This is a genomic window from Cellulosimicrobium sp. PMB13 (assembly GCF_051294865.1).
Lineage (GTDB): Bacteria > Actinomycetota > Actinomycetes > Actinomycetales > Cellulomonadaceae > Cellulosimicrobium.
In genome coordinates, this window is record NZ_CP145910.1 from 2,056,366 (window position 1) to 2,076,990 (window position 20,625).

The following is a 20,625-nucleotide window of genomic DNA, read 5'->3' on the forward strand; positions in this document are numbered from 1 at the left end:
GTGCGTCCGCTCACGGATGTCTGACGTCGACACCACGGACCGCCTCATGGCGATGCTGGAGAGCGCGCGCGAGCTCAACGTTCGTGCGCAGTGGCAGCGTGCCGAGAACGCGTACGTCGGGCTCCTCCGGCGCCTCGATCGCCTTCCGCCAGCACCGTCTCGACGAGTGCACGAGACGTGGACGACCCTCCGGGTCCGCGCACTGCTCGGGTTGTCCACCTGTGTCTTCGCGAGAACCGGATCTCTGGAGGATGCGCTCGAGATCTGTGACCGGGCATCGGTCGCCGTGGGCGAGGGGAAGGTCCCCTCGCTCTCGGGTGCAGTCCTGGGACAGCGCAGCGTTCTCCTCCATCGTGGAGGTCGTCCGAAGGACGCCCTGGAGCTGGCGACGCGCGCCCTCCTCACGCTCGACGGGACGCATCACCGTGACGTCGGGACCGTCCTCCTCAACCGAGGGAACGTCCACGTCGAGCTAAGTCGCTTCGACGATGCGCTCGCGGACTACGAGGCGGCGCACGAGCACTTCAGCGGGCTGGGACATCCGGTCCTCGTCGCGATCGCTCGTCACAACATCGGCTGGGTGCGGCACGTCCAGGGAGACCTGCCGGGCGCCCTCCAGGCGATGTCGGAGGCGGCGTCGGCCGCGCCGGAGTGGGACGACGGGATCTCCATGCTCGGTCGAGCCGAGGTCCTGTTCGAGGCCGGGTTGTGGGAGGAGTCCGAGCAGGTCCTCGCCGAGGCCATCCCGCGACTCGCAGCGTCGCGCTATCGCCTGGACCGTGCCGAGGCGGAGTTCTATCGCGCGAGGTGCTTGCTGGGGCTTCGAGACTTCGCGGAGGCTCGGAGAGTCGCCGGGATCGCCCGCCGACGGTTCGAGCGAGCCGGCCACGTACCGCGCGCGATCCTCGCCCGCGTCCTCGAGCACCAGGCGGAACTGACCCAGGTGCGGGCCGGCCTGGCGCCCTCCCGGGCGCTCGCACGGCGTCGGGCCAACGAGGCGATCGAGCTCGCGCAACGCGGCGCGCTCGGCGGCGCCGTCATGGGCTACGACCCCGGAGCGGCCGCCAGGATCATCGCCGCCCACTGGGCGATCGTCGCGGGTGACCACGACGAGGGAAGTCGGGTGCTCGCCGCGCTGCCGCGAACCCTTCGCGGAGCGCCACTGACCCTGCGGCTGCAGCATCTCGCGGTGCTGGCCGAGCTCTCCTTCGCGTCGGGTCGTCGCGAGGACGGGCTCCGGGCCGTGCGGCGGGGCTTTCGTCTCCTCGCCGAGCATCGGTCCCGGCTCGGGACCGCGGAGTCCGTCGCCGCCGCCGCGGTCCACGGCGTTCAGCTCCACTGGGTTGATCGAGGCGCCGCACTGGCGTCCGGTAGCCCCGCTGCGCTCTTCGACGCGATGGAACGAGCACGTGCGACGTTCGCCGGACCTGGACGGGTGACACCACCCGCCGACGCGGAGGCCGCGGAGCTCCTCACTCAAGCCCGGGCGCTCCTCGTCCAGGCGCGTGAGCTGCCGGAGAACGGTGCTGCTCGTGAGCAGCGAGAAGACCTGACGCGGCGTGCCCGACGACTCCAGGAACGGGTTCGCGAGCGTTCCTGGCGCCAGTCGGGCGACTCCGCCGCAGTGCGAGCGGCGACAGCACGCGAGGTCAACGCGGCCTTGCGGTCCTCCGCCACCGGGGCGGTCGTCGCGAACTTCGTCTCCTCCGGCGGCCTCGTCAGAGCCGTTCGCCTCGACGGCGCGCGTCCCGAGCTGCTGACCCTCGGGACCACGCAGGAGATCGCGGAGCGCGTCCGTCGCGCGCGCGCCGACATGGACGTCCTCTCGAACGCCCTCATCCCGGTCGTCATGCGATCGGCGGCGAGCGGGTCCCTGGCGCGGGCCCTGGATTGGCTCGACGAGACGCTCATCGCGCCGCTGCGGGCGGACGGCCCGCTGCACCTCACCGTTCGCGACATCCTCCTGGCCATCCCCTGGTCCGCGCTGCCTTCACGCCGAGGATTGCGGACGTGGGTGAACTCCTGGGTCGATCACCAGCCGGACTCGTCTCGTTCTCCGTCCGACGACGTCCTCGTGATCGCCGGGCCGGACCTTCGCGCTTCGACCGAGGAGGCGGAGCTCGTGGCGGCAGCGTGGGGTGAGGCGAGGCTCCTCGTCGGCGCCGACGCGACCTGTGAGAAGACGCTGGCCGCCCTGTCCTCCGCGCGGATCATCCACCTTGCTGCGCACGGGACTCATGAGAGCGAGAACCCGCTGTTCTCGTCCCTCCGCCTCGCTGACGGACCGCTCTTCGCCTACGAGCTCGACGGCGTCGACCTTCGTGGCGCGATCGTCGTCCTCTCCGCCTGTGAGGCCGGGCTGTCGACGGTGCGGATCGGCGGAGAGTCGCTCGGGCTGACGAGCGTCCTTCTCCGCCTGGGTGCCCGTGCCGTGATCGCCAGCGTCGCGGCGCTCCGAGACGATGTGGCGGCGAGAGTGATGCCCGCGCTCCACGCCGAGCTGCGCGCAGGCGCCAAGCCGGGGGAGGCCCTCGCTCGCGCGATCGTCGACGAACCCGATGCCGTGCCTCTCGTGTGCTTCGGCCCTCTGGTCATTGATGCAGGTCAGGGGCATCGCTGACCGACGAGCTCTCGGGCGCACGGACCCTTGTTGCGACCCGCCACGTCTGCTAACTTTCGGGTGCCGTTCAAGAGAAAGTATGGGGGTTCTCATGTCTCTGTCCCGCCTTGCGTCAACACATGTTGTGGGTCGTCGGACGACGCCGTTGTTCGTGCCGCCGCCGCCTCCGCCGCCGGAGGTCGTGGGTCGTCGGACGACGCCGTTGTTCGTGCCGCCGCCGCCTCCGCCGCCGGAGGTCGTGGGTCGTCGGACGACGCCGTTGTTCGTGCCGCCGCCGCCTCCGCCGCCGGAGGTCGTGGGTCGTCGGACGACGCCGTTGTTCGTGCCGCCGCCGCCTCCGCCGCCGGAGGCGACTCACGCGTCGGTCAACGTCGCCTACGAACTGGCTGCCTAGTGCGAGGTGCCGGGGTCGAATCCCCGGCACCTCGCTTCGACTCGAGTGATCGCAGGGGGTCCCATGAGCGACACATCGGTGACGGAGACCGCGTCCCCGAGACAGTCACCGGTCTTTCGGCGGGATCGCGTTGCGCACGCATGGATCGCCGTCAGGGCACTGTCCGAGTTTTCCGAAGCGGTGTGGACAATCGGTCTCGCATGGACCGCAGTTCAGCTCGCCTCTCCCTCGGCGGCGAGTCTCATCGTCGCTGCCGGCACGTTGCCCCGGGCGCTGCTGCTGCTGTTCGGTGGTGCTAGCGCCGACCGACATGGCTCACGGTCAGTGATGATCTGGTCGAACGTCGGCCGTCTGCTCGCACTCGCCGGCCTTATCGCAATGAGCGCCACGCTAGGACCGACTACCGCCCTCCTAGTGATCGTCGCCGTCGTGCTGGGAATATGCGACGCCTTCTACGAGCCCGCTGCGTCGGTGGCAGCTCGTGAGCTTGTCCACCCGAGCGACCTTCCCGCATACGCGGCCGTCTTCCAGACCGTGAACCGCGTCGCGGGGCTCCTGGGGTCGGCTGCCGCGGGTGTCGTTGTCGCTCGATGGTCGATCACGGGCAGCGCTGCACTGAACGTGGTGGCGTTTCTCTTCGTCACAGCCGTTCTCCTCTTTGTCTTCCGAGCCCGCTACTCGTGGCCGCGAGAGGCGGACGGCTCGATTCTCTCGAGCGTCGCTGAAGGGGTGCGTTTTCTCCGTGCGAACAGCGACACTCGGTCGCTCGTCCTGTCGTTCGCCGCGGTCAACGTCTTCGTGGCACCGGTTCTCGGCGTGGGAATGGCGTTGAGGGTCGACACGCTCGGAGCAGGTGCTGAACTTTTGGGTGCGGTCGGTGTCGTTATCGGGGTCGGTGCCGTCGCCGGTGCCTTGCTCGCGCTCCTGCTGAAGAACGCACGTGTGGCCCTGCTGGCATACCTCCTTCTCGCAGCAGAGGCGGCACTGATCGCTACGCTCGGATTCGGCGGAGTCGCCTGGTTGCTTGTCGCGAGCGCTCTCGTCGGCCTGACTGCCGGCTGGTCCTCCGCGCTCCTGAGCGCTGTCTTCGTGGGGGCGATCGAGGAGAATTACCTGGGCCGGATGATCGCCATCACGCGGGTGGGTGACGATTGTCTCGTCCCACTCTCGACCGTCGTCTTCGGACTGCTGGTCACCGCAACGTCACTCGCTTTCACCGTGGTTGTCTTCGGGCTGGCTTTCCTGCTCCTGATGTTGGCTCCGTTGCGGAGGCGCGAGATCCGGGACTTCCGACTTGCGTGAGATCGTGGTCGCTGAGCTGAGAGCGGCACTACTCGACGCTGACCTCTCCGCCCGTCCGACGCTCCGCGAACTGACGGACGACGACGTCGCCGCCGTCGTCGCCCTCGATAGAGAGGCATTCGGGGACGACGCATGGGCAGAGGAGGTATACCTGCGCCGCGAGGACTGGGGTTGCCTGCTCATCGTCGCCGAACGCGTCGGTCGGGACGGGGGCTCTGTGCTGTGGGGTTACGTCGGCATCGAGCCTCGTGGCGAGCGGTGCGGTGTCGCATCGCTCGCGGTCGCGAAGGATGTCCGCCGACACGGGATCGGTTCGAGACTGCTCGGAGTTGCGCTCGACGTCGCGCGCAGGGCTGGAGCAGCTAGCGTCGATCTGGAGGTCCACCCGAGCAACTCGGTAGCGATCGAGTTCTACGGAAAGCACGGGTTCGAGCCCTTCGGTTCGGTTGCGGACTATTACGGCGTCGATGGCGGCTCAGCCCTGCTCATGCGGCACGAGCTGCACCGCATGGATGTAGCCGCGGAGCACTAGGACAGCCGGGACGGGATCCATGTCCGGCGAACGGACGGGAGCAGTTTGGACCACGCGCCGTCGTCCCGTACGATGGGCGCGTACCCAAGACCGCCGGTCGTCCGACGCTGCCCGCAGATTCCTCTGCAGGTCGTGAAGGCCGAAGTCCCACCACGAGGTGGAGGCCAGCGCAGGTAGCGAATCGACGACGTCCGCCCGGCCCCGCCGTGCGAGCGACACCGAGCCCCGCGCCTGCGCGGGGCTCTTTCTCGTTGCGGGGCCACGCCGGTGGTACCACCACCGGAAGGATTGCCATGGCGAGGCCGGACAAGGCAGCCGCAGTCGTCGAGCTCTCGGACAAGTTCCGCGACTCGAACGCTGCCGTGCTGACCGAGTACCGCGGGCTCACCGTCGCGCAGCTCAAGCAGCTGCGTCGGTCGCTCAGCGGCAACGCAACCTACGCCGTGGTGAAGAACACGCTGACCGCCATCGCGGCCAAGGAGGCCGGTGTCGAGGGACTCGACGCCGACCTGCAGGGCCCGTCGGCCATTGCCTTCGTCACCGGGGACCCGGTCGAGGCAGCCAAGGGTCTGCGTGACTTCGCCAAGGCGAACCCCGCGCTGGTCATCAAGGGCGGTGTCCTCGACGGGCGCCCCCTGACCGCTGCGGAGGTCACGAAGCTCGCGGACCTCGAGTCCCGCGAGGTCCTGCTGGCCAAGGCGGCCGGCGCGATGAAGGCCAAGCTGTTCCAGGCCGCGTACGTCTTCACCGCGAACACCGCCCAGGCAGCCCGCGTCATCGATGCCCTGCGTCAGAAGCAGGAATCGGAGGGCGCTGCCGCCTGATCCCGTCCTGGTCGTCATGACCGGCACGTGATCACGACAGCGCAAGCACACACCCCGCTTCTGGCAGGCCCGCCACGGGCCGTGGCCGAGCACCAACCGAAAGGAACGCCATCATGGCGAAGCTCAGCACCGAAGAGCTCATCGAGCAGTTCAAGGACCTCACCCTCATCGAGCTCAACGAGTTCGTGAAGGCCTTCGAGGAGACCTTCGAGGTCACCGCTGCCGCCCCCGTCGCCGCTGCCGCCCCGGCCGCTGCCGGTGGCGCTGCCGCCGCCGAGGAGGCCGAGGAGAAGACGGAGTTCGACGTCATCCTCGAGGCTGCCGGCGACAAGAAGATCCAGGTCATCAAGGAGGTGCGCGCGCTCACGTCCCTCGGTCTCAAGGAGGCCAAGGACCTCGTGGACGGCGCCCCGAAGCCCGTTCTTGAGGGCGCGACCAAGGAGGCCGCGGACAAGGCCAAGGCTGCCCTCGAGGGCGCCGGCGCCACGGTCACCGTCAAGTGATCTCGCCGGTCCTGTCCTGACGGGACCGGTCGTCACACCGCACGAGGCCCGCACCCCGCAGGGGGTGCGGGCCTCGTCGTGTCGGGGCGCGCTCGTGACCGGCCGCGCCGCCGGCGGCACGCCCGTGGTGCCGACCGGCTTCCCGGATGGGCGTGGTGTGTGCCACCATGTGCGGGTCGACGATGCAGAGCAGCAGGACAGCACAGGACAGCACCAGACAGCGGAGCCGACGAACGGCCGGGCACCAGTGCTCGGAGAGCGTGTGGTGGGCGACGAAGCCCGCCGGAGGAGTACCGGGCAGGGTGCCGGACGGCGCCGGGTCGAGCCCGGCAGGTCGGTGCGCGGTCGGGGTGGACGTGCACGCTCGTAGGGGGTATGCTAACGCTTTGCGCTGTCCTGTGCCCACGATCTCAGATACCCCCGACCCCCTCGACGACGTACGTGCGCGTCCGCGAGGAGTCGTGGCGGCGGTGATCGCGACCAGCCGGGCGGTGCAGCGTTCTTTCGATCTGCAGGGAAGGACCCCTCTTGGCTGCCTCGCGCACCCCTTCTGCTCCGTCCGCCGACGCCATCGCGAACCGCACCGCCTCTCGGCGCGTCTCCTTCGCCAAGATCTTCGAGCCCCTCGAGGTCCCCGACCTGCTGGGCCTCCAGACCGAGAGCTTCGACTGGCTCCTCGGCAACGAGGCGTGGCAGGCCCGCGTCGCCGCGGCGAACGCGGCCGGACGCCAGGACGTCCCGGCGACGTCCGGGCTCGAGGAGATCTTCGAGGAGATCTCGCCGATCGAGGACTTCGGGTCCTCGATGTCCCTCTCGTTCTCCAACCACCGTTTCGAGCCGCCGAAGTACACGGCCGACGAGTGCAAGGAGAAGGACTTCACGTACGCCGCGCCGCTGTTCGTCACCGCGGAGTTCGTCAACTACAACACCGGTGAGATCAAGAGCCAGACGGTCTTCATGGGCGACTTCCCGCTCATGACCGCGCGCGGCACCTTCATCATCAACGGCACCGAGCGCGTCGTCGTGTCGCAGCTCGTCCGCTCGCCCGGCGTGTACTTCGAGCGCACGGCCGACAAGACGAGCGACAAGGACATCTTCTCCGCGAAGATCATCCCGTCGCGCGGCGCGTGGCTCGAGTTCGAGATCGACAAGCGTGACGCCGTCGGCGTGCGCGTCGACCGCAAGCGCAAGCAGTCCGTCACCGTGCTCCTCAAGGCCCTCGGCCTCACGGAGTCCGAGATCCGCGAGGAGTTCTCGGACCTCCCGTCGGTGCTCGACACGCTCGAGAAGGACCACGTCCACACGCAGGACGAGGCGCTCGTCGACCTCTACCGCAAGATCCGCCCGGGCGAGCCGCCCACGGTCGAGGCCGGCCGCGCGCTGCTCGAGAACTTCTACTTCAACCCGAAGCGCTACGACCTCGCGAAGGTCGGCCGCTACAAGGCGAACAAGAAGCTCGGCATCGACGCGCCGCTGACCGACTCGACGCTGTCCGTCTCGGACGTCGTCGCGACGATCAAGTACCTCGCGGCCCTGCACGCCGACCACGCGACCATCCCCGGCCGTCGTGCCGGCGAGGCCGTGGACGTGCGCGTCGAGACCGACGACATCGACCACTTCGGCAACCGCCGCATCCGCGCCGTCGGCGAGCTCATCCAGAACCAGGTCCGCACGGGCCTGTCCCGGATGGAGCGCGTCGTGCGCGAGCGCATGACGACGCAGGACGTCGAGGCGATCACGCCGCAGACCCTGATCAACATCCGCCCGGTCGTGGCGTCGATCCGCGAGTTCTTCGGCACGTCGCAGCTCTCGCAGTTCATGGACCAGAACAACCCGCTCGCGGGCCTGACGCACAAGCGTCGCCTCTCCGCGCTGGGCCCGGGTGGTCTGTCCCGCGACCGCGCCGGCATGGAGGTCCGTGACGTCCACCCGTCGCACTACGGCCGCATGTGCCCGATCGAGACCCCTGAGGGCCCGAACATCGGCCTCATCGGCTCGCTCGCGTCCTACGGGCGCATCAACCCGTTCGGGTTCATCGAGACGCCGTACCGCAAGGTCACCAACGGCAAGGTCACCGACCAGGTCGAGTACCTGACCGCCGACGACGAGGACCGTCACGTCATCGCCCAGGCGAACCAGGTCCTCAACGCCGACGGCTCCTTCGCGGACGAGCGCGTGCTCGTGCGCACCAAGGGCGGCGAGGTCGAGATCGTCCCCGGCGCGCAGGTCGACTACATGGACGTCTCGCCGCGCCAGATGGTCTCGGTCGCGACCGCGCTCATCCCGTTCCTCGAGCACGACGACGCCAACCGCGCCCTCATGGGTGCGAACATGCAGCGCCAGGCCGTGCCGCTGGTCCGTTCCGAGGCCCCGCTCGTGGGCACCGGCATGGAGTGGCGCGCCGCGGTCGACGCCGGTGACGTCATCGTCGCGACCAAGCCCGGCGTGGTCACCGAGGTCTCCGCGGACCTCATCGTCGTCGCGAACGACGACGCGACCACCACGAGCTACCGTGCCGCGAAGTTCCGACGCTCGAACCAGGGCACGAGCTACAACCAGCGCGTGCTCGTGGACGAGGGCCAGCGCGTCGAGGTCGGCTCCGTCCTCGCGGACGGCCCGGCGACCGACGAGGGCGAGCTCGCGCTCGGCCGCAACCTCCTCGTGGCGTTCATGTCGTGGGAGGGCCACAACTACGAGGACGCGATCATCCTCAGCCAGCGTCTCGTGCAGGACGACGTGCTCTCCTCGATCCACATCGAGGAGCACGAGGTCGACGCGCGCGACACCAAGCTCGGCCCCGAGGAGATCACGCGGGACATCCCGAACGTCTCCGAGGACGTCCTGGCGGACCTCGACGAGCGCGGCATCATCCGCATCGGTGCCGAGGTCGGCGCGGGCGACGTCCTGGTCGGCAAGGTCACGCCGAAGGGCGAGACCGAGCTGACCCCGGAGGAGCGCCTGCTCCGCGCGATCTTCGGCGAGAAGGCGCGCGAGGTGCGCGACACGTCGCTCAAGGTGCCCCACGGCGAGTCCGGCACGGTCATCGGCGTGCGCGAGTTCAACCGGGAGGACGGCGACGAGCTGCCCGCCGGCGTGAACCAGCTGGTCCGCGTCTACATCGCGCAGCGCCGCAAGATCACGGACGGCGACAAGCTCGCCGGCCGTCACGGCAACAAGGGCGTCATCTCCAAGATCCTGCCCGTCGAGGACATGCCGTTCCTCGAGGACGGGACGCCGGTCGACGTCGTCCTCAACCCGCTCGGTGTCCCCGGCCGCATGAACGTCGGCCAGGTCCTCGAGACGCACCTCGGGTGGATCGCGAAGCAGGGCTGGGACATCAGCCTCGCCGAGGACACCGTCAGCAAGGACGGCTCGAGGTGGAAGACCCACGTCCCGGACATCGCGGCGTCGTCCGAGCCCGGCCGGCCCGTCGCCACCCCGGTGTTCGACGGCCTCCAGGAGGACGCGCTCACGGGTCTGCTCTCGTCGACGATCCCGAACCGCGACGGCGACCGCATGGTCGGCGGCGACGGCAAGGCCCGTCTCTTCGACGGCCGCTCCGGCGAGCCGTTCCCGGAGCCGGTGTCGGTGGGCTACATGTACATCCTCAAGCTCCACCACCTGGTCGACGACAAGATCCACGCGCGCTCGACGGGCCCGTACTCGATGATCACGCAGCAGCCGCTGGGTGGTAAGGCGCAGTTCGGCGGTCAGCGCTTCGGCGAGATGGAGGTGTGGGCCCTCGAGGCGTACGGCGCGGCCTACACGCTGCAGGAGCTCCTCACCATCAAGTCCGACGACGTCCCCGGCCGCGTGAAGGTCTACGAGGCCATCGTCAAGGGCGAGAACATCCCCGACTCGGGCATCCCGGAGTCCTTCAAGGTGCTCCTCAAGGAGATGCAGTCGCTGTGCCTGAACGTCGAGGTGCTCTCGAGCGACGGCGTCCAGATCGAGATGCGGGAGTCCGACGACGACGTGTACCGCGCGGCGGAGGAGCTCGGCATCGACCTGTCGCGGCGTCCGAACGCCGCCGCGAGCGTCGACGAGATCTGATCTCGGGCAGGCGGGAGCGTCGGCCCGGTCCCACGACCGGGCCCCGCTCCCGCCCCTCCCCGCACCCCATTCGTTCCACCCCGTCTTGATGAAGCCGACGGCGACGTTCCCCGTGCAGGGACCGCGCCCCGGCAGACGAAGGAAGTAGGACACCTTGCTCGACGTCAACGTCTTCGACGAGCTGCGCATCGGCCTGGCAACGGCCGACGACATCCGTGCGTGGTCGCACGGTGAGGTCAAGAAGCCCGAGACCATCAACTACCGCACCCTCAAGCCCGAGAAGGACGGACTCTTCTGCGAGAAGATCTTCGGCCCCACCCGGGACTGGGAGTGCTACTGCGGCAAGTACAAGCGCGTGCGCTTCAAGGGCATCATCTGCGAGCGCTGCGGCGTCGAGGTGACGCGCTCGAAGGTCCGCCGTGAGCGCATGGGCCACATCGAGCTCGCCGCGCCCGTCACGCACATCTGGTTCTTCAAGGGCGTGCCCTCGCGCCTCGGCTACCTGCTCGACCTCGCCCCGAAGGACCTGGAGAAGGTCATCTACTTCGCGGCGTACATGATCACGTCGGTCGACGACGAGGGTCGCCAGGAAGACCTCCCGAACCTCCAGAACGAGATCGACCTGGAGAAGAAGGAGATCTCGGACGCTCGCGACAACGACATCAACGCCCGCGCCCAGAAGCTCGAGGCCGACCTGGCCGAGCTCGAGGCCGAGGGTGCCAAGGCCGACGCGCGCCGCAAGGTCCGCGACTCGGCCGAGCGCGAGATGACGCAGATCCGCAAGCGTGCGGACGCCCAGCTCGACCGTCTCGACCAGGTCTGGGACCGGTTCAAGAACCTCAAGGTCGCCGACCTCGAGGGCGACGAGATGCTGTACCGCGCCCTCCAGGACCGCTACGGCACGTACTTCGAGGGCTCGATGGGCGCCGCGGCGATCCAGAAGCGTCTCCAGGACTTCGACCTGGAGGCCGAGGCGGACTCGCTGCGCGAGACCATCCGCTCCGGCAAGGGCCAGCGCAAGACGCGTGCGCTCAAGCGCCTCAAGGTCGTCAACGCGTTCCTCACGACGACGAACTCGCCCACGGGCATGGTGCTCGACGCCGTCCCGGTCATCCCGCCGGACCTGCGCCCGATGGTGCAGCTCGACGGTGGCCGCTTCGCGACGAGCGACCTCAACGACCTGTACCGCCGCGTGATCAACCGCAACAACCGGCTCAAGCGCCTGCTCGACCTCGGTGCGCCGGAGATCATCGTCAACAACGAGAAGCGGATGCTCCAGGAGGCCGTCGACTCGCTGTTCGACAACGGCCGCCGCGGTCGCCCGGTCACCGGCCCGGGCAACCGCCCGCTGAAGTCGATCTCCGACATGCTCAAGGGCAAGCAGGGTCGTTTCCGTCAGAACCTGCTCGGCAAGCGCGTCGACTACTCGGGCCGTTCGGTCATCGTCGTCGGCCCGCAGCTCAAGCTCCACCAGTGCGGCCTGCCCAAGCAGATGGCGCTCGAGCTGTTCAAGCCGTTCGTCATGAAGCGGCTCGTGGACCTCAACCACGCGCAGAACATCAAGAGCGCGAAGCGCATGGTCGAGCGCGCGCGCCCGGTCGTGTGGGACGTCCTCGAAGAGGTCATCACGGAGCACCCGGTCCTGCTGAACCGTGCGCCGACGCTGCACCGCCTGGGCATCCAGGCGTTCGAGCCGCAGCTCGTCGAAGGCAAGGCGATCCACCTGCACCCGCTCGTGTGCGCCGCGTTCAACGCGGACTTCGACGGTGACCAGATGGCCGTCCACCTGCCCCTGAGCGCGGAGGCGCAGGCCGAGGCCCGCATCCTCATGCTCTCGAGCAACAACATCCTCAAGCCGTCGGACGGCCGTCCGGTGACCATGCCCTCGCAGGACATGATCATCGGCCTGTACCACCTGACGAGCGACAAGACCGGTGCCGAGGGCGAGGGCCGCTCGTTCTCGTCCGTCGCCGAGGCGATCATGGCCTTCGACCAGGGCTCGCTCGACCTCAACGCCCCGGTGAAGATCCGCACCACGGACCTCGTCCCGCCGGTCTCCGGCTTCGAGGCGCCCGAGGGCTGGGAGCAGGGTCAGCCGATCCTGTTCGACACCACGCTCGGTCGTGCGCTGTTCAACGAGACGCTGCCCGTCGACTACCCGTACGTGAACTCGGTGGTCGACAAGAAGCGCCTCTCGGCGATCGTCAACGAGCTCGCCGAGCGGTACCCGAAGGTCGAGGTCGCCGCCTCGCTCGACGCCCTCAAGGCCGCCGGCTTCCGCTGGGCGACCCGCTCGGGCGTGACGATCGCGATCTCCGACGTCGCCACCCCGACGGAGAAGGCCGAGATCCTCGAGCAGCACGAGGAGCGCGCGCTCAAGGTCCAGCAGCAGTACGACCGTGGTCTCATCACGGACGACGAGCGCCGTCAGGAGCTCATCGAGATCTGGACCCAGGCGACGGACAAGGTCGCGTCGGTCATGCGCGAGAACCTCGAGGCGAACGACCGCAACACGGTCTACCGCATGGTCGGCTCGGGTGCTCGTGGTAACTGGATGCAGGTCCGTCAGATCGCCGGTATGCGCGGTCTCGTGGCGAACCCGAAGGGCGAGATCATCCCGCGCCCGATCAAGTCCAACTATCGCGAGGGCCTGTCCGTCCTCGAGTACTTCATCGCCACGCACGGTGCCCGCAAGGGTCTGGCGGACACCGCTCTGCGGACCGCCGACTCGGGCTACCTCACGCGTCGTCTCGTGGACGTCTCGCAGGACGTCATCGTCCGCGAGGAGGACTGCGGCACGGAGCGCGGCCTGACCATGCCGATCGCCGAGGAGCTCGCGGGCATCCTCGTCCGCCACCCCAAGGTGGAGACGAGCGTGTACTCGCGGACCCTCGCGTCCGACCTGGTCGACGCCGACGGCAACGTCATCGGCAAGGCCGGCGACGACGCGGGCGACGTCCTCATCGACGCCGCCGTGGCGGCGGGCGTGCGCGAGGCGAAGGTCCGCTCGGTCCTCACGTGCGAGTCGCGCGTCGGCACGTGCGCCAAGTGCTACGGCCGGTCGCTCGCGACGGGCAAGCTCGTCGACATCGGCGAGGCCGTCGGCATCATCGCGGCCCAGTCGATCGGTGAGCCGGGCACGCAGCTGACGATGCGTACGTTCCACACCGGTGGTGTGGCGTCGGCCGACGACATCACGCAGGGTCTGCCGCGTGTCACGGAGCTCTTCGAGGCCCGCACCCCCAAGGGTGAGGCGCCCATCGCGGAGTTCCCGGGCCGCATCACGATCGACGACTCCGAGCGTTCGCGTCGCCTCGTGCTGACGCCGGACGACGGCTCGGAGGAGATCGCGTACCCGGTGACCAAGCGTGCCCGCCTGCTGGTGCAGGACGGCGACCACGTCGGCGTCGGCACGCAGCTCGTGCAGGGTGCGGTGGACCCGAAGAAGGTCCTGCGCATCCTCGGCCCGCGTGCCACGCAGAAGCACCTGGTGGACGAGGTCCAGGAGGTCTACCGCTCCCAGGGCGTGGACATCCACGACAAGCACATCGAGGTCATCGTGCGGCAGATGCTGCGCCGGATCACGGTCCTGGACTCGGGCGACGCCCCGCTGCTCCCGGGCGAGCTGGCCGAGCGCGGCCGGTTCGAGGACGCGAACCGTCGCACCGTGGCGGAGGGCGGCCAGCCGGCCTCCGGCCGTCCCGAGCTGATGGGCATCACGAAGGCGTCGCTCGCGACGGACTCGTGGCTCTCGGCCGCCTCCTTCCAGGAGACGACCCGCGTGCTCACCGAGGCGTCGATGAGCGGTCGTCGTGACCCGCTGCTCGGCCTCAAGGAGAACGTCATCATCGGTAAGCTCATCCCGGCCGGTACCGGTCTTCCCCGGTACACCAAGGTCACGGTCGAGCCCACCGAGCAGGCCAAGACGGAGCTCTACCCGAGCTTCGGCTACGACGAGATCGACTTCCCGGCGCTCGGCATGGGCTCCGGCGAGGCGATCCCGCTCGAGGACCTGGACTTCGGCGACTACCGCTGACGTCCCGCACCAGCAGGTGCGGCACCTGACGGGTGCCCGACGACGCAGGCTCGCCCTGCGTCGTCGGGCACCCGTCCGCGTTCCCGGACCGTCGCGCCGGTCCCGACGGTCCCACCCGTGCGTCCTCCCAGGACGCCGACCAGCGCCTTTGACTACCCCACGGGTGGCAGGTAACCTGGTAAACCGTGCCCGCGCCGTCGGGCCCTCCGTGATGTCCCTGGCGGGACCGTGCTCAGCGAGCGATCGCCGGCGCACTGTCGCTCATCGCCGCGCTGGATCTCCGGACGGGCCGATGTGAGTGCCCGGGCATTCCGGATCCGGTTCTGGCGACGCCTCGCGTGCCAGGGCAGGGGACGGACCATCGGGCCGGTGGTAGGTGGCTGCTGCAGCGTGTCGAGCGCTGCGGGTGCCTCGTGCGATCGGCTCCACCAGCCAGCACGACCACCACCGGGGATAGCCCCGGTACAGCTCGAGAAGACACGGAGACGTAGTGCCTACGATCCAGCAGCTCGTCCGCAAGGGGCGGACCTCGAAGGTCGGGAAGTCCAAGACTCCCGCCCTCAAGGGTTCCCCGCAGCGGCGCGGTGTGTGCACGCGCGTGTACACCACCACCCCGAAGAAGCCGAACTCCGCGCTGCGCAAGGTCGCTCGCGTGAAGCTCTCCTCCCAGGTCGAGGTCACGGCCTACATCCCCGGCGTCGGCCACAACCTGCAGGAGCACTCCATCGTGCTCGTGCGCGGTGGTCGTGTGAAGGACCTCCCGGGTGTGCGCTACAAGATCGTGCGCGGCGCGCTCGACACGCAGGGCGTGAAGAACCGCAAGCAGGCCCGCAGCCGCTACGGCGCCAAGAAGGAGAAGAGCTGATGCCTCGCAAGGGCCCGGCCCCGAAGCGGCCGCTCATCGTCGACCCCGTGTACGGGTCGCCCGTCGTCACGCAGCTCATCAACAAGGTGCTGCTCGACGGAAAGAAGTCCACCGCCGAGTCGATCGTCTACGGCGCCCTCGAGGGCGTCCGGGCGAAGACCGACGGCGACCCGGTCGTCGTCCTCAAGCGTGCGCTCGAGAACGTGCGTCCCGCGCTCGAGGTCCGCTCGCGCCGCGTCGGCGGTGCGACCTACCAGGTCCCCGTCGAGGTGCGCCCCACGCGTGCCACGACCCTCGCGCTGCGCTGGCTCACGGACTACTCGCGCGCCCGTCGCGAGAAGACCATGACCGAGCGCCTCATGAACGAGATCCTCGACGCGAGCAACGGCCTCGGTGCCGCGGTCAAGCGTCGCGAGGACATGCACAAGATGGCGGAGTCCAACAAGGCCTTCGCCCACTACCGCTGGTAGTCCGCCCGACCGGCCCCGTGGACTGAAGTCCCCGGGGCCGTCGGCGGGTCTCCGGCCGGCCACCCCGGTCCGAGCAGCGCCCCCGACTCAACCCACCTAGCGAGGGAAACAGACCGTGGCACTTGACGTGCTCACCGACCTGAACAAGGTCCGCAACATCGGCATCATGGCCCACATCGATGCCGGGAAGACCACGACCACCGAGCGCATCCTGTTCTACACCGGTGTGAACTACAAGATCGGTGAGACGCACGACGGCGCGTCGACGATGGACTGGATGGAGCAGGAGCAGGAGCGCGGCATCACGATCACGTCGGCCGCGACGACCTGCTACTGGAAGAACAACCAGATCAACATCATCGACACCCCGGGCCACGTCGACTTCACGGTCGAGGTCGAGCGCTCCCTGCGCGTGCTCGACGGCGCCGTCGCCGTCTTCGACGGCAAGGAGGGTGTGGAGCCGCAGTCGGAGACGGTGTGGCGCCAGGCCGACAAGTACAACGTCCCGCGCATCTGCTTCGTCAACAAGATGGACAAGCTCGGCGCCGACTTCTACTTCACGGTCGACACCATCGTGAACCGCCTCAAGGCCAAGCCGCTGGTCATCCAGCTGCCGATCGGCTCGGAGAACGACTTCACCGGCGTCGTCGACCTGCTCGAGATGAAGGCGCTCGTCTGGCACGGCGAGACCAAGCTCGGCGAGGCGTACGACACCGAGGAGATCCCCGCGGACCTCCAGGAGAAGGCGGCGCAGTACCGCGCCGACCTGGTCGAGGCCGTCGCCGAGGCGGACGACGAGCTGCTCGAGAAGTTCCTCGGGGGCGAGGAGCTGTCGGTCGCCGAGATCAAGTCCGGCATCCGCAAGCTCGTCATCGCCGGCGAGGCCTTCCCGGTCCTGTGCGGTTCCGCGTTCAAGAACAAGGGCGTCCAGCCCATGCTCGACGCGGTCATCGACTACCTGCCGTCGCCGCTCGACGTCCCCGCGATCGAGGGCCACGACGTGAAGGACGAGGAGAAGGTCGTCGAGCGTCACCCCGACGCCACCGAGCCGTTCTCCGCGCTCGCCTTCAAGGTCGCGACACACCCGTTCTTCGGCAAGCTCACCTACGTCCGGGTGTACTCGGGCAAGGTCGCGCAGGGCGCCCAGGTGCTCAACTCGACCAAGGGCAAGAAGGAGCGCATCGGGAAGCTCTTCCAGATGCACTCCAACAAGGAGAACCCGGTCGACGACGCGACGGCCGGCCACATCTACGCGTTCATCGGTCTCAAGGACGTCACCACGGGTGACACGCTGACCGACCCGGCGAACCCGGTCATCCTCGAGTCGATGACGTTCCCCGAGCCGGTCATCGACGTCGCGATCGAGCCGAAGACGAAGGCCGACCAGGAGAAGCTCTCGACGGCGATCCAGAAGCTCGCCGAGGAGGACCCGACGTTCCGCGTGAAGCTGGACGACGAGACCGGCCAGACCGTCATCGGCGGCATGGGCGAGCTCCACCTCGACATCCTCGTGGACCGCATGCGTCGCGAGTTCAAGGTCGAGGCGAACGTCGGCAAGCCCCAGGTCGCGTACCGCGAGACGATCCGCCGCACGGCGGAGAAGATCGACTACACGCACAAGAAGCAGACCGGTGGCTCCGGGCAGTTCGCGAAGGTCCAGGTCACCTTCGCGCCGCTCGACACGGCCGAGGGCGAGCTCTACGAGTTCGAGAACGCCGTCACCGGTGGTCGCATCCCGCGCGAGTACATCCCGAGCGTCGACCAGGGCATCCAGTCGGCGATGCAGCACGGCGTCCTCGCCGGCTTCCCGCTGGTGGGTGTCAAGGCCACGCTGATCGACGGCGCCTACCACGACGTCGACTCGTCCGAGATGGCGTTCAAGATCGCCGGCTCGATGGTCCTCAAGGAGGGCGTCAAGCGGGCGGACCCGGTTCTGCTGGAGCCGGTGATGGCGGTCGAGGTGCGTACGCCCGAGGAGTACATGGGCGACGTCATCGGCGACCTGAACTCACGTCGTGGAATGATCCAGTCCATGGAGGACGCGACGGGTGTGAAGGTCGTCCGGGCCCACGTACCGTTGTCAGAGATGTTCGGGTACATCGGTGACCTCCGGTCGAAGACCCAGGGCCGTGCCGTGTACTCGATGCAGTTCGACAACTACGCCGAGGTTCCTCGGAACGTTGCCGAAGAGATCATCAAGAAGACCCGGGGCGAGTGAGACCCCACAGGTCGTAGCAGTTCCGCACAACCATCAACCTGTAGGCAACCGCAACGCCCCGCGGATGTAGGATCCTTCGGTCGACATTCGCAAACGTTCGGCACATCTACCCAAGTCCCAGGAGGACCCCAGTGGCTAAGGCCAAGTTCGAGCGGACCAAGCCGCACGTCAACATCGGCACCATCGGTCATGTCGACCACGGTAAGACGACGCTGACGGCGGCGATCTCGAAGACGCTCGCGGACACGTACCCGGACCTGCCGGCGAACGTCCAGCGCAACTTCGACGAGATCGACGCGGCTCCCGAGGAGAAGCAGCGCGGTATCACGATCAACATCGCGCACATCGAGTACGAGACGCCGAAGCGCCACTACGCGCACGTCGACGCCCCGGGTCACGCCGACTACATCAAGAACATGATCACCGGTGCCGCCCAGATGGACGGCGCGATCCTGGTGGTCGCCGCGACCGACGGCCCGATGGCCCAGACGCGCGAGCACGTCCTGCTCGCCCGCCAGGTCGGCGTGCCGTACCTGCTCGTGGCGCTCAACAAGTCCGACATGGTCGACGACGAGGAGATCCTCGAGCTCGTCGAGATGGAGGTGCGTGAGCTCCTCTCGGGTCAGGGCTACGACGGCGACGACGCTCCCGTCGTGCGCGTCTCCGGCCTCAAGGCCCTCGAGGGCGACGCCGAGTGGACCGCGAAGATCGTCGAGCTCATGGAGGCCGTCGACGAGAACGTGCCCGAGCCCGTCCGCGAGCTCGACAAGCCGTTCCTCATGCCCGTCGAGGACGTCTTCACGATCACCGGTCGTGGCACCGTCGTCACCGGCAAGGTGGAGCGTGGCACGCTCGACCTGAACTCGGACGTCGAGATCGTCGGCATCCGCAACCCGCAGAAGACCACGGTCACGGGTATCGAGACGTTCCACAAGCAGATGGACCAGGCGCAGGCCGGCGACAACACCGGTCTCCTCCTGCGTGGCATCAAGCGCGAGGACGTCGAGCGCGGCCAGGTCGTCGTGAAGCCGGGTTCGATCACGCCGCACACGGACTTCGAGGCGCAGGTCTACATCCTGGGCAAGGACGAGGGTGGGCGTCACAACCCGTTCTACTCGAACTACCGTCCGCAGTTCTACTTCCGCACCACCGACGTCACCGGCGTCATCACGCTGCCCGAGGGCACCGAGATGGTCATGCCGGGCGACAACACCGAGATGACGGTCGCGCTGATCCAGCCGATCGCCATGGAGGAGGGCCTCGGCTTCGCCATCCGTGAGGGTGGCCGCACCGTGGGCTCCGGCCGCGTCACCAAGATCCTCAAGTGATCTGACGCTGCCTGTCGGCAGCACCGCCACGAGGGCCTGGCACCGCGAGGTGCCGGGCCCTCGTGCCGTCTGGGCGGGGGAGAGGGGGGTGTCATAGCGATGCTTGCCGTCCCGGTTTGGACGCAGGGGGGTTCGTGTGGCAAACTGTTCAGGTTGCCTGCAACGGGCGCGCTCTTTCACGTGTCGAACAGTGTGTTGAACCGGTCCTCGCACAGCGAGGACGGATCCCGGGTGGAATCACCCGGATCTGCGGGTTGAGCTCTCTGTCGACATGGATCGAGCACCCCGCGGAACACACGTTCCGACCAGGCTCGACAAACGTTGTGGTCCGATGCTGCGGCGTCGTGCGTGAGCACGGTGCGCGGTGGGCTCACATATCCAACGGCCCTGCGCCTCTCGGCGCGTGCGCCCTGGTGCGTCGTGAATACGCGACACGCCCGAGCGCGGGGGTCGGACAGCTAGCGGTTCGAGAGAGAGAGTCAGACGACGCCATGGCGGGACAGAAGATCCGCATCCGGCTCAAGTCCTACGACCACGAGGTCATCGACAGCTCGGCGCGCAAGATCGTCGACACGGTGACGCGCGCTGGTGCAACGGTCGTGGGTCCGGTGCCGCTGCCGACGGAGAAGAACGTCTTCTGCGTCATCCGGTCGCCTCACAAGTACAAGGACAGCCGCGAGCACTTCGAGATGCGCACGCACAAGCGGCTGATCGACATCATCGACCCCACGCCGAAGGCCGTCGACTCGCTCATGCGTCTCGACCTGCCTGCCGACGTGAACATCGAGATCAAGCTCTGAGGCTGGAGGACATCATGACTACCCCCCAGCAGAACACCCGACCGGTCACGGCCGTGCTCGGGACCAAGCTCGGGATGACCCAGCTCTGGGACGAGGCCGGTCGCCTCGTCCCGGTGACTGTCGTCGCGGTCGGCACCAACGTCGTCACGCAGGTCCGTACCGCTGACGTCGACGGGTATGCCGCCGTGCAGCTGGCCTACGGCCAGATCGACCCCCGCAAGGTGACGAAGCCCCTCAAGGGCCACTTCGAGAAGGCCGGCGTCACGCCGCGCCGTCACGTCGCCGAGATCCGGACCTCCGACGCGGCCGAGTACACGCTCGGCCAGGAGATCACCGCCGAGGCCTTCGAGGCCGGCGCCGTGGTCGACGTCTCCGGGACGACCAAGGGCAAGGGCACCGCCGGTGTGATGAAGCGTCACGGCTTCTCCGGCGTCGGCGCCTCCCACGGTGCGCACCGCAACCACCGCAAGGCTGGTTCGATCGGTGGCGCCTCGACCCCGTCGCGCGTCTTCAAGGGACTGCGCATGGCGGGTCGTATGGGCCACGACCGCCAGACCACCCAGAACCTGACCGTGCACGCGGTCGACGCCGAGAAGGGTCTGCTGCTCGTCAAGGGCGCGGTTCCCGGCCCCAAGGGCGGCGTCGTCCTCGTCCGTAGCGCCGCGAAGGGAGCGTGAACA

13 protein-coding genes are annotated in these 20,625 nt (G+C 68.4%); all 13 read left to right on the forward strand.

Annotation, left to right across the window (positions count from 1 at the left end; all coding sequences use genetic code 11):
* The first annotated feature begins 16 nt into the window (after positions 1 to 16).
* Positions 17 to 2,620 carry a CHAT domain-containing protein gene (locus tag V5D56_RS09355; RefSeq protein ID WP_435738760.1) on the forward strand — a complete coding sequence of 868 codons (2,604 nt, stop codon included), beginning with the start codon at positions 17 to 19 and terminating at the stop codon, positions 2,618 to 2,620.
* Between the two features lie 457 nt (positions 2,621 to 3,077).
* Complete coding sequence (locus V5D56_RS09360) at positions 3,078 to 4,316, forward strand: MFS transporter (RefSeq protein WP_435738761.1); 1,239 nt, start codon at positions 3,078 to 3,080, stop codon at positions 4,314 to 4,316.
* A 4-nt stretch (positions 4,317 to 4,320) separates the two neighbouring features.
* Entirely contained in the window at positions 4,321 to 4,848 is a 528-nt protein-coding gene (locus tag V5D56_RS09365; protein WP_435738762.1) for a GNAT family N-acetyltransferase, read from the forward strand.
* A 293-nt stretch (positions 4,849 to 5,141) separates the two neighbouring features.
* Positions 5,142 to 5,672 (forward strand): 50S ribosomal protein L10, encoded by a 531-nt coding sequence (rplJ, locus tag V5D56_RS09370; RefSeq protein ID WP_251153528.1) that lies wholly within the window; start codon positions 5,142 to 5,144, stop codon positions 5,670 to 5,672.
* A 113-nt stretch (positions 5,673 to 5,785) separates the two neighbouring features.
* Positions 5,786 to 6,175 (forward strand): 50S ribosomal protein L7/L12, encoded by a 390-nt coding sequence (rplL, locus tag V5D56_RS09375; protein WP_435738763.1) that lies wholly within the window; start codon positions 5,786 to 5,788, stop codon positions 6,173 to 6,175.
* A 528-nt stretch (positions 6,176 to 6,703) separates the two neighbouring features.
* The gene (gene rpoB, locus V5D56_RS09380; RefSeq protein ID WP_435738764.1) at positions 6,704 to 10,228 is read left to right on the forward strand and encodes a DNA-directed RNA polymerase subunit beta; all 3,525 of its coding nucleotides are present in this window, start codon (positions 6,704 to 6,706) and stop codon (positions 10,226 to 10,228) included.
* A gap of 154 nt (positions 10,229 to 10,382) precedes the next feature.
* Positions 10,383 to 14,264 carry a DNA-directed RNA polymerase subunit beta' gene (locus V5D56_RS09385; RefSeq protein WP_435738765.1) on the forward strand — a complete coding sequence of 1,294 codons (3,882 nt, stop codon included), beginning with the start codon at positions 10,383 to 10,385 and terminating at the stop codon, positions 14,262 to 14,264.
* A 490-nt stretch (positions 14,265 to 14,754) separates the two neighbouring features.
* Complete coding sequence (gene rpsL, locus V5D56_RS09390) at positions 14,755 to 15,129, forward strand: 30S ribosomal protein S12 (protein ID WP_021479869.1); 375 nt, start codon at positions 14,755 to 14,757, stop codon at positions 15,127 to 15,129.
* Entirely contained in the window at positions 15,129 to 15,599 is a 471-nt protein-coding gene (gene rpsG / locus V5D56_RS09395; RefSeq protein ID WP_229243431.1) for a 30S ribosomal protein S7, read from the forward strand. The genes rpsL and rpsG overlap by 1 nt, the downstream gene beginning before the upstream one ends.
* A 115-nt stretch (positions 15,600 to 15,714) precedes the next feature.
* Complete coding sequence (fusA, locus tag V5D56_RS09400) at positions 15,715 to 17,817, forward strand: elongation factor G (RefSeq protein WP_435738766.1); 2,103 nt, start codon at positions 15,715 to 15,717, stop codon at positions 17,815 to 17,817.
* A gap of 131 nt (positions 17,818 to 17,948) precedes the next feature.
* Positions 17,949 to 19,145 (forward strand): elongation factor Tu, encoded by a 1,197-nt coding sequence (gene tuf / locus V5D56_RS09405; protein WP_435738767.1) that lies wholly within the window; start codon positions 17,949 to 17,951, stop codon positions 19,143 to 19,145.
* Positions 19,146 to 19,636: 491 nt separating this feature from the next.
* On the forward strand, positions 19,637 to 19,945 hold the full coding sequence (rpsJ, locus tag V5D56_RS09410; protein WP_012867945.1) for a 30S ribosomal protein S10: 309 nt from the start codon (positions 19,637 to 19,639) through the stop codon (positions 19,943 to 19,945).
* A gap of 14 nt (positions 19,946 to 19,959) precedes the next feature.
* Complete coding sequence (gene rplC / locus V5D56_RS09415; RefSeq protein WP_435738768.1) at positions 19,960 to 20,622, forward strand: 50S ribosomal protein L3; 663 nt, start codon at positions 19,960 to 19,962, stop codon at positions 20,620 to 20,622.
* Positions 20,623 to 20,625: the final 3 nt, after the last annotated feature.

Excerpts from the sequence above, each read along its gene's own strand:
- rpsG (WP_229243431.1), top strand. The coding sequence starts at position 15,129 with ATGCCTCGCAAGGGCCCGGCCCCGAAGCGGCCGCTCATCGTCGACCCC.
- rpsJ (WP_012867945.1), top strand. The coding sequence starts at position 19,637 with ATGGCGGGACAGAAGATCCGCATCCGGCTCAAGTCCTACGACCACGAG.
- V5D56_RS09355 (WP_435738760.1), top strand. The coding sequence starts at position 17 with ATGTCTGACGTCGACACCACGGACCGCCTCATGGCGATGCTGGAGAGC.
- rplL (WP_435738763.1), top strand. The coding sequence starts at position 5,786 with ATGGCGAAGCTCAGCACCGAAGAGCTCATCGAGCAGTTCAAGGACCTC.
- rplC (WP_435738768.1), top strand. The coding sequence starts at position 19,960 with ATGACTACCCCCCAGCAGAACACCCGACCGGTCACGGCCGTGCTCGGG.
- V5D56_RS09360 (WP_435738761.1), top strand. The coding sequence starts at position 3,078 with ATGAGCGACACATCGGTGACGGAGACCGCGTCCCCGAGACAGTCACCG.
- rplJ (WP_251153528.1), top strand. The coding sequence starts at position 5,142 with ATGGCGAGGCCGGACAAGGCAGCCGCAGTCGTCGAGCTCTCGGACAAG.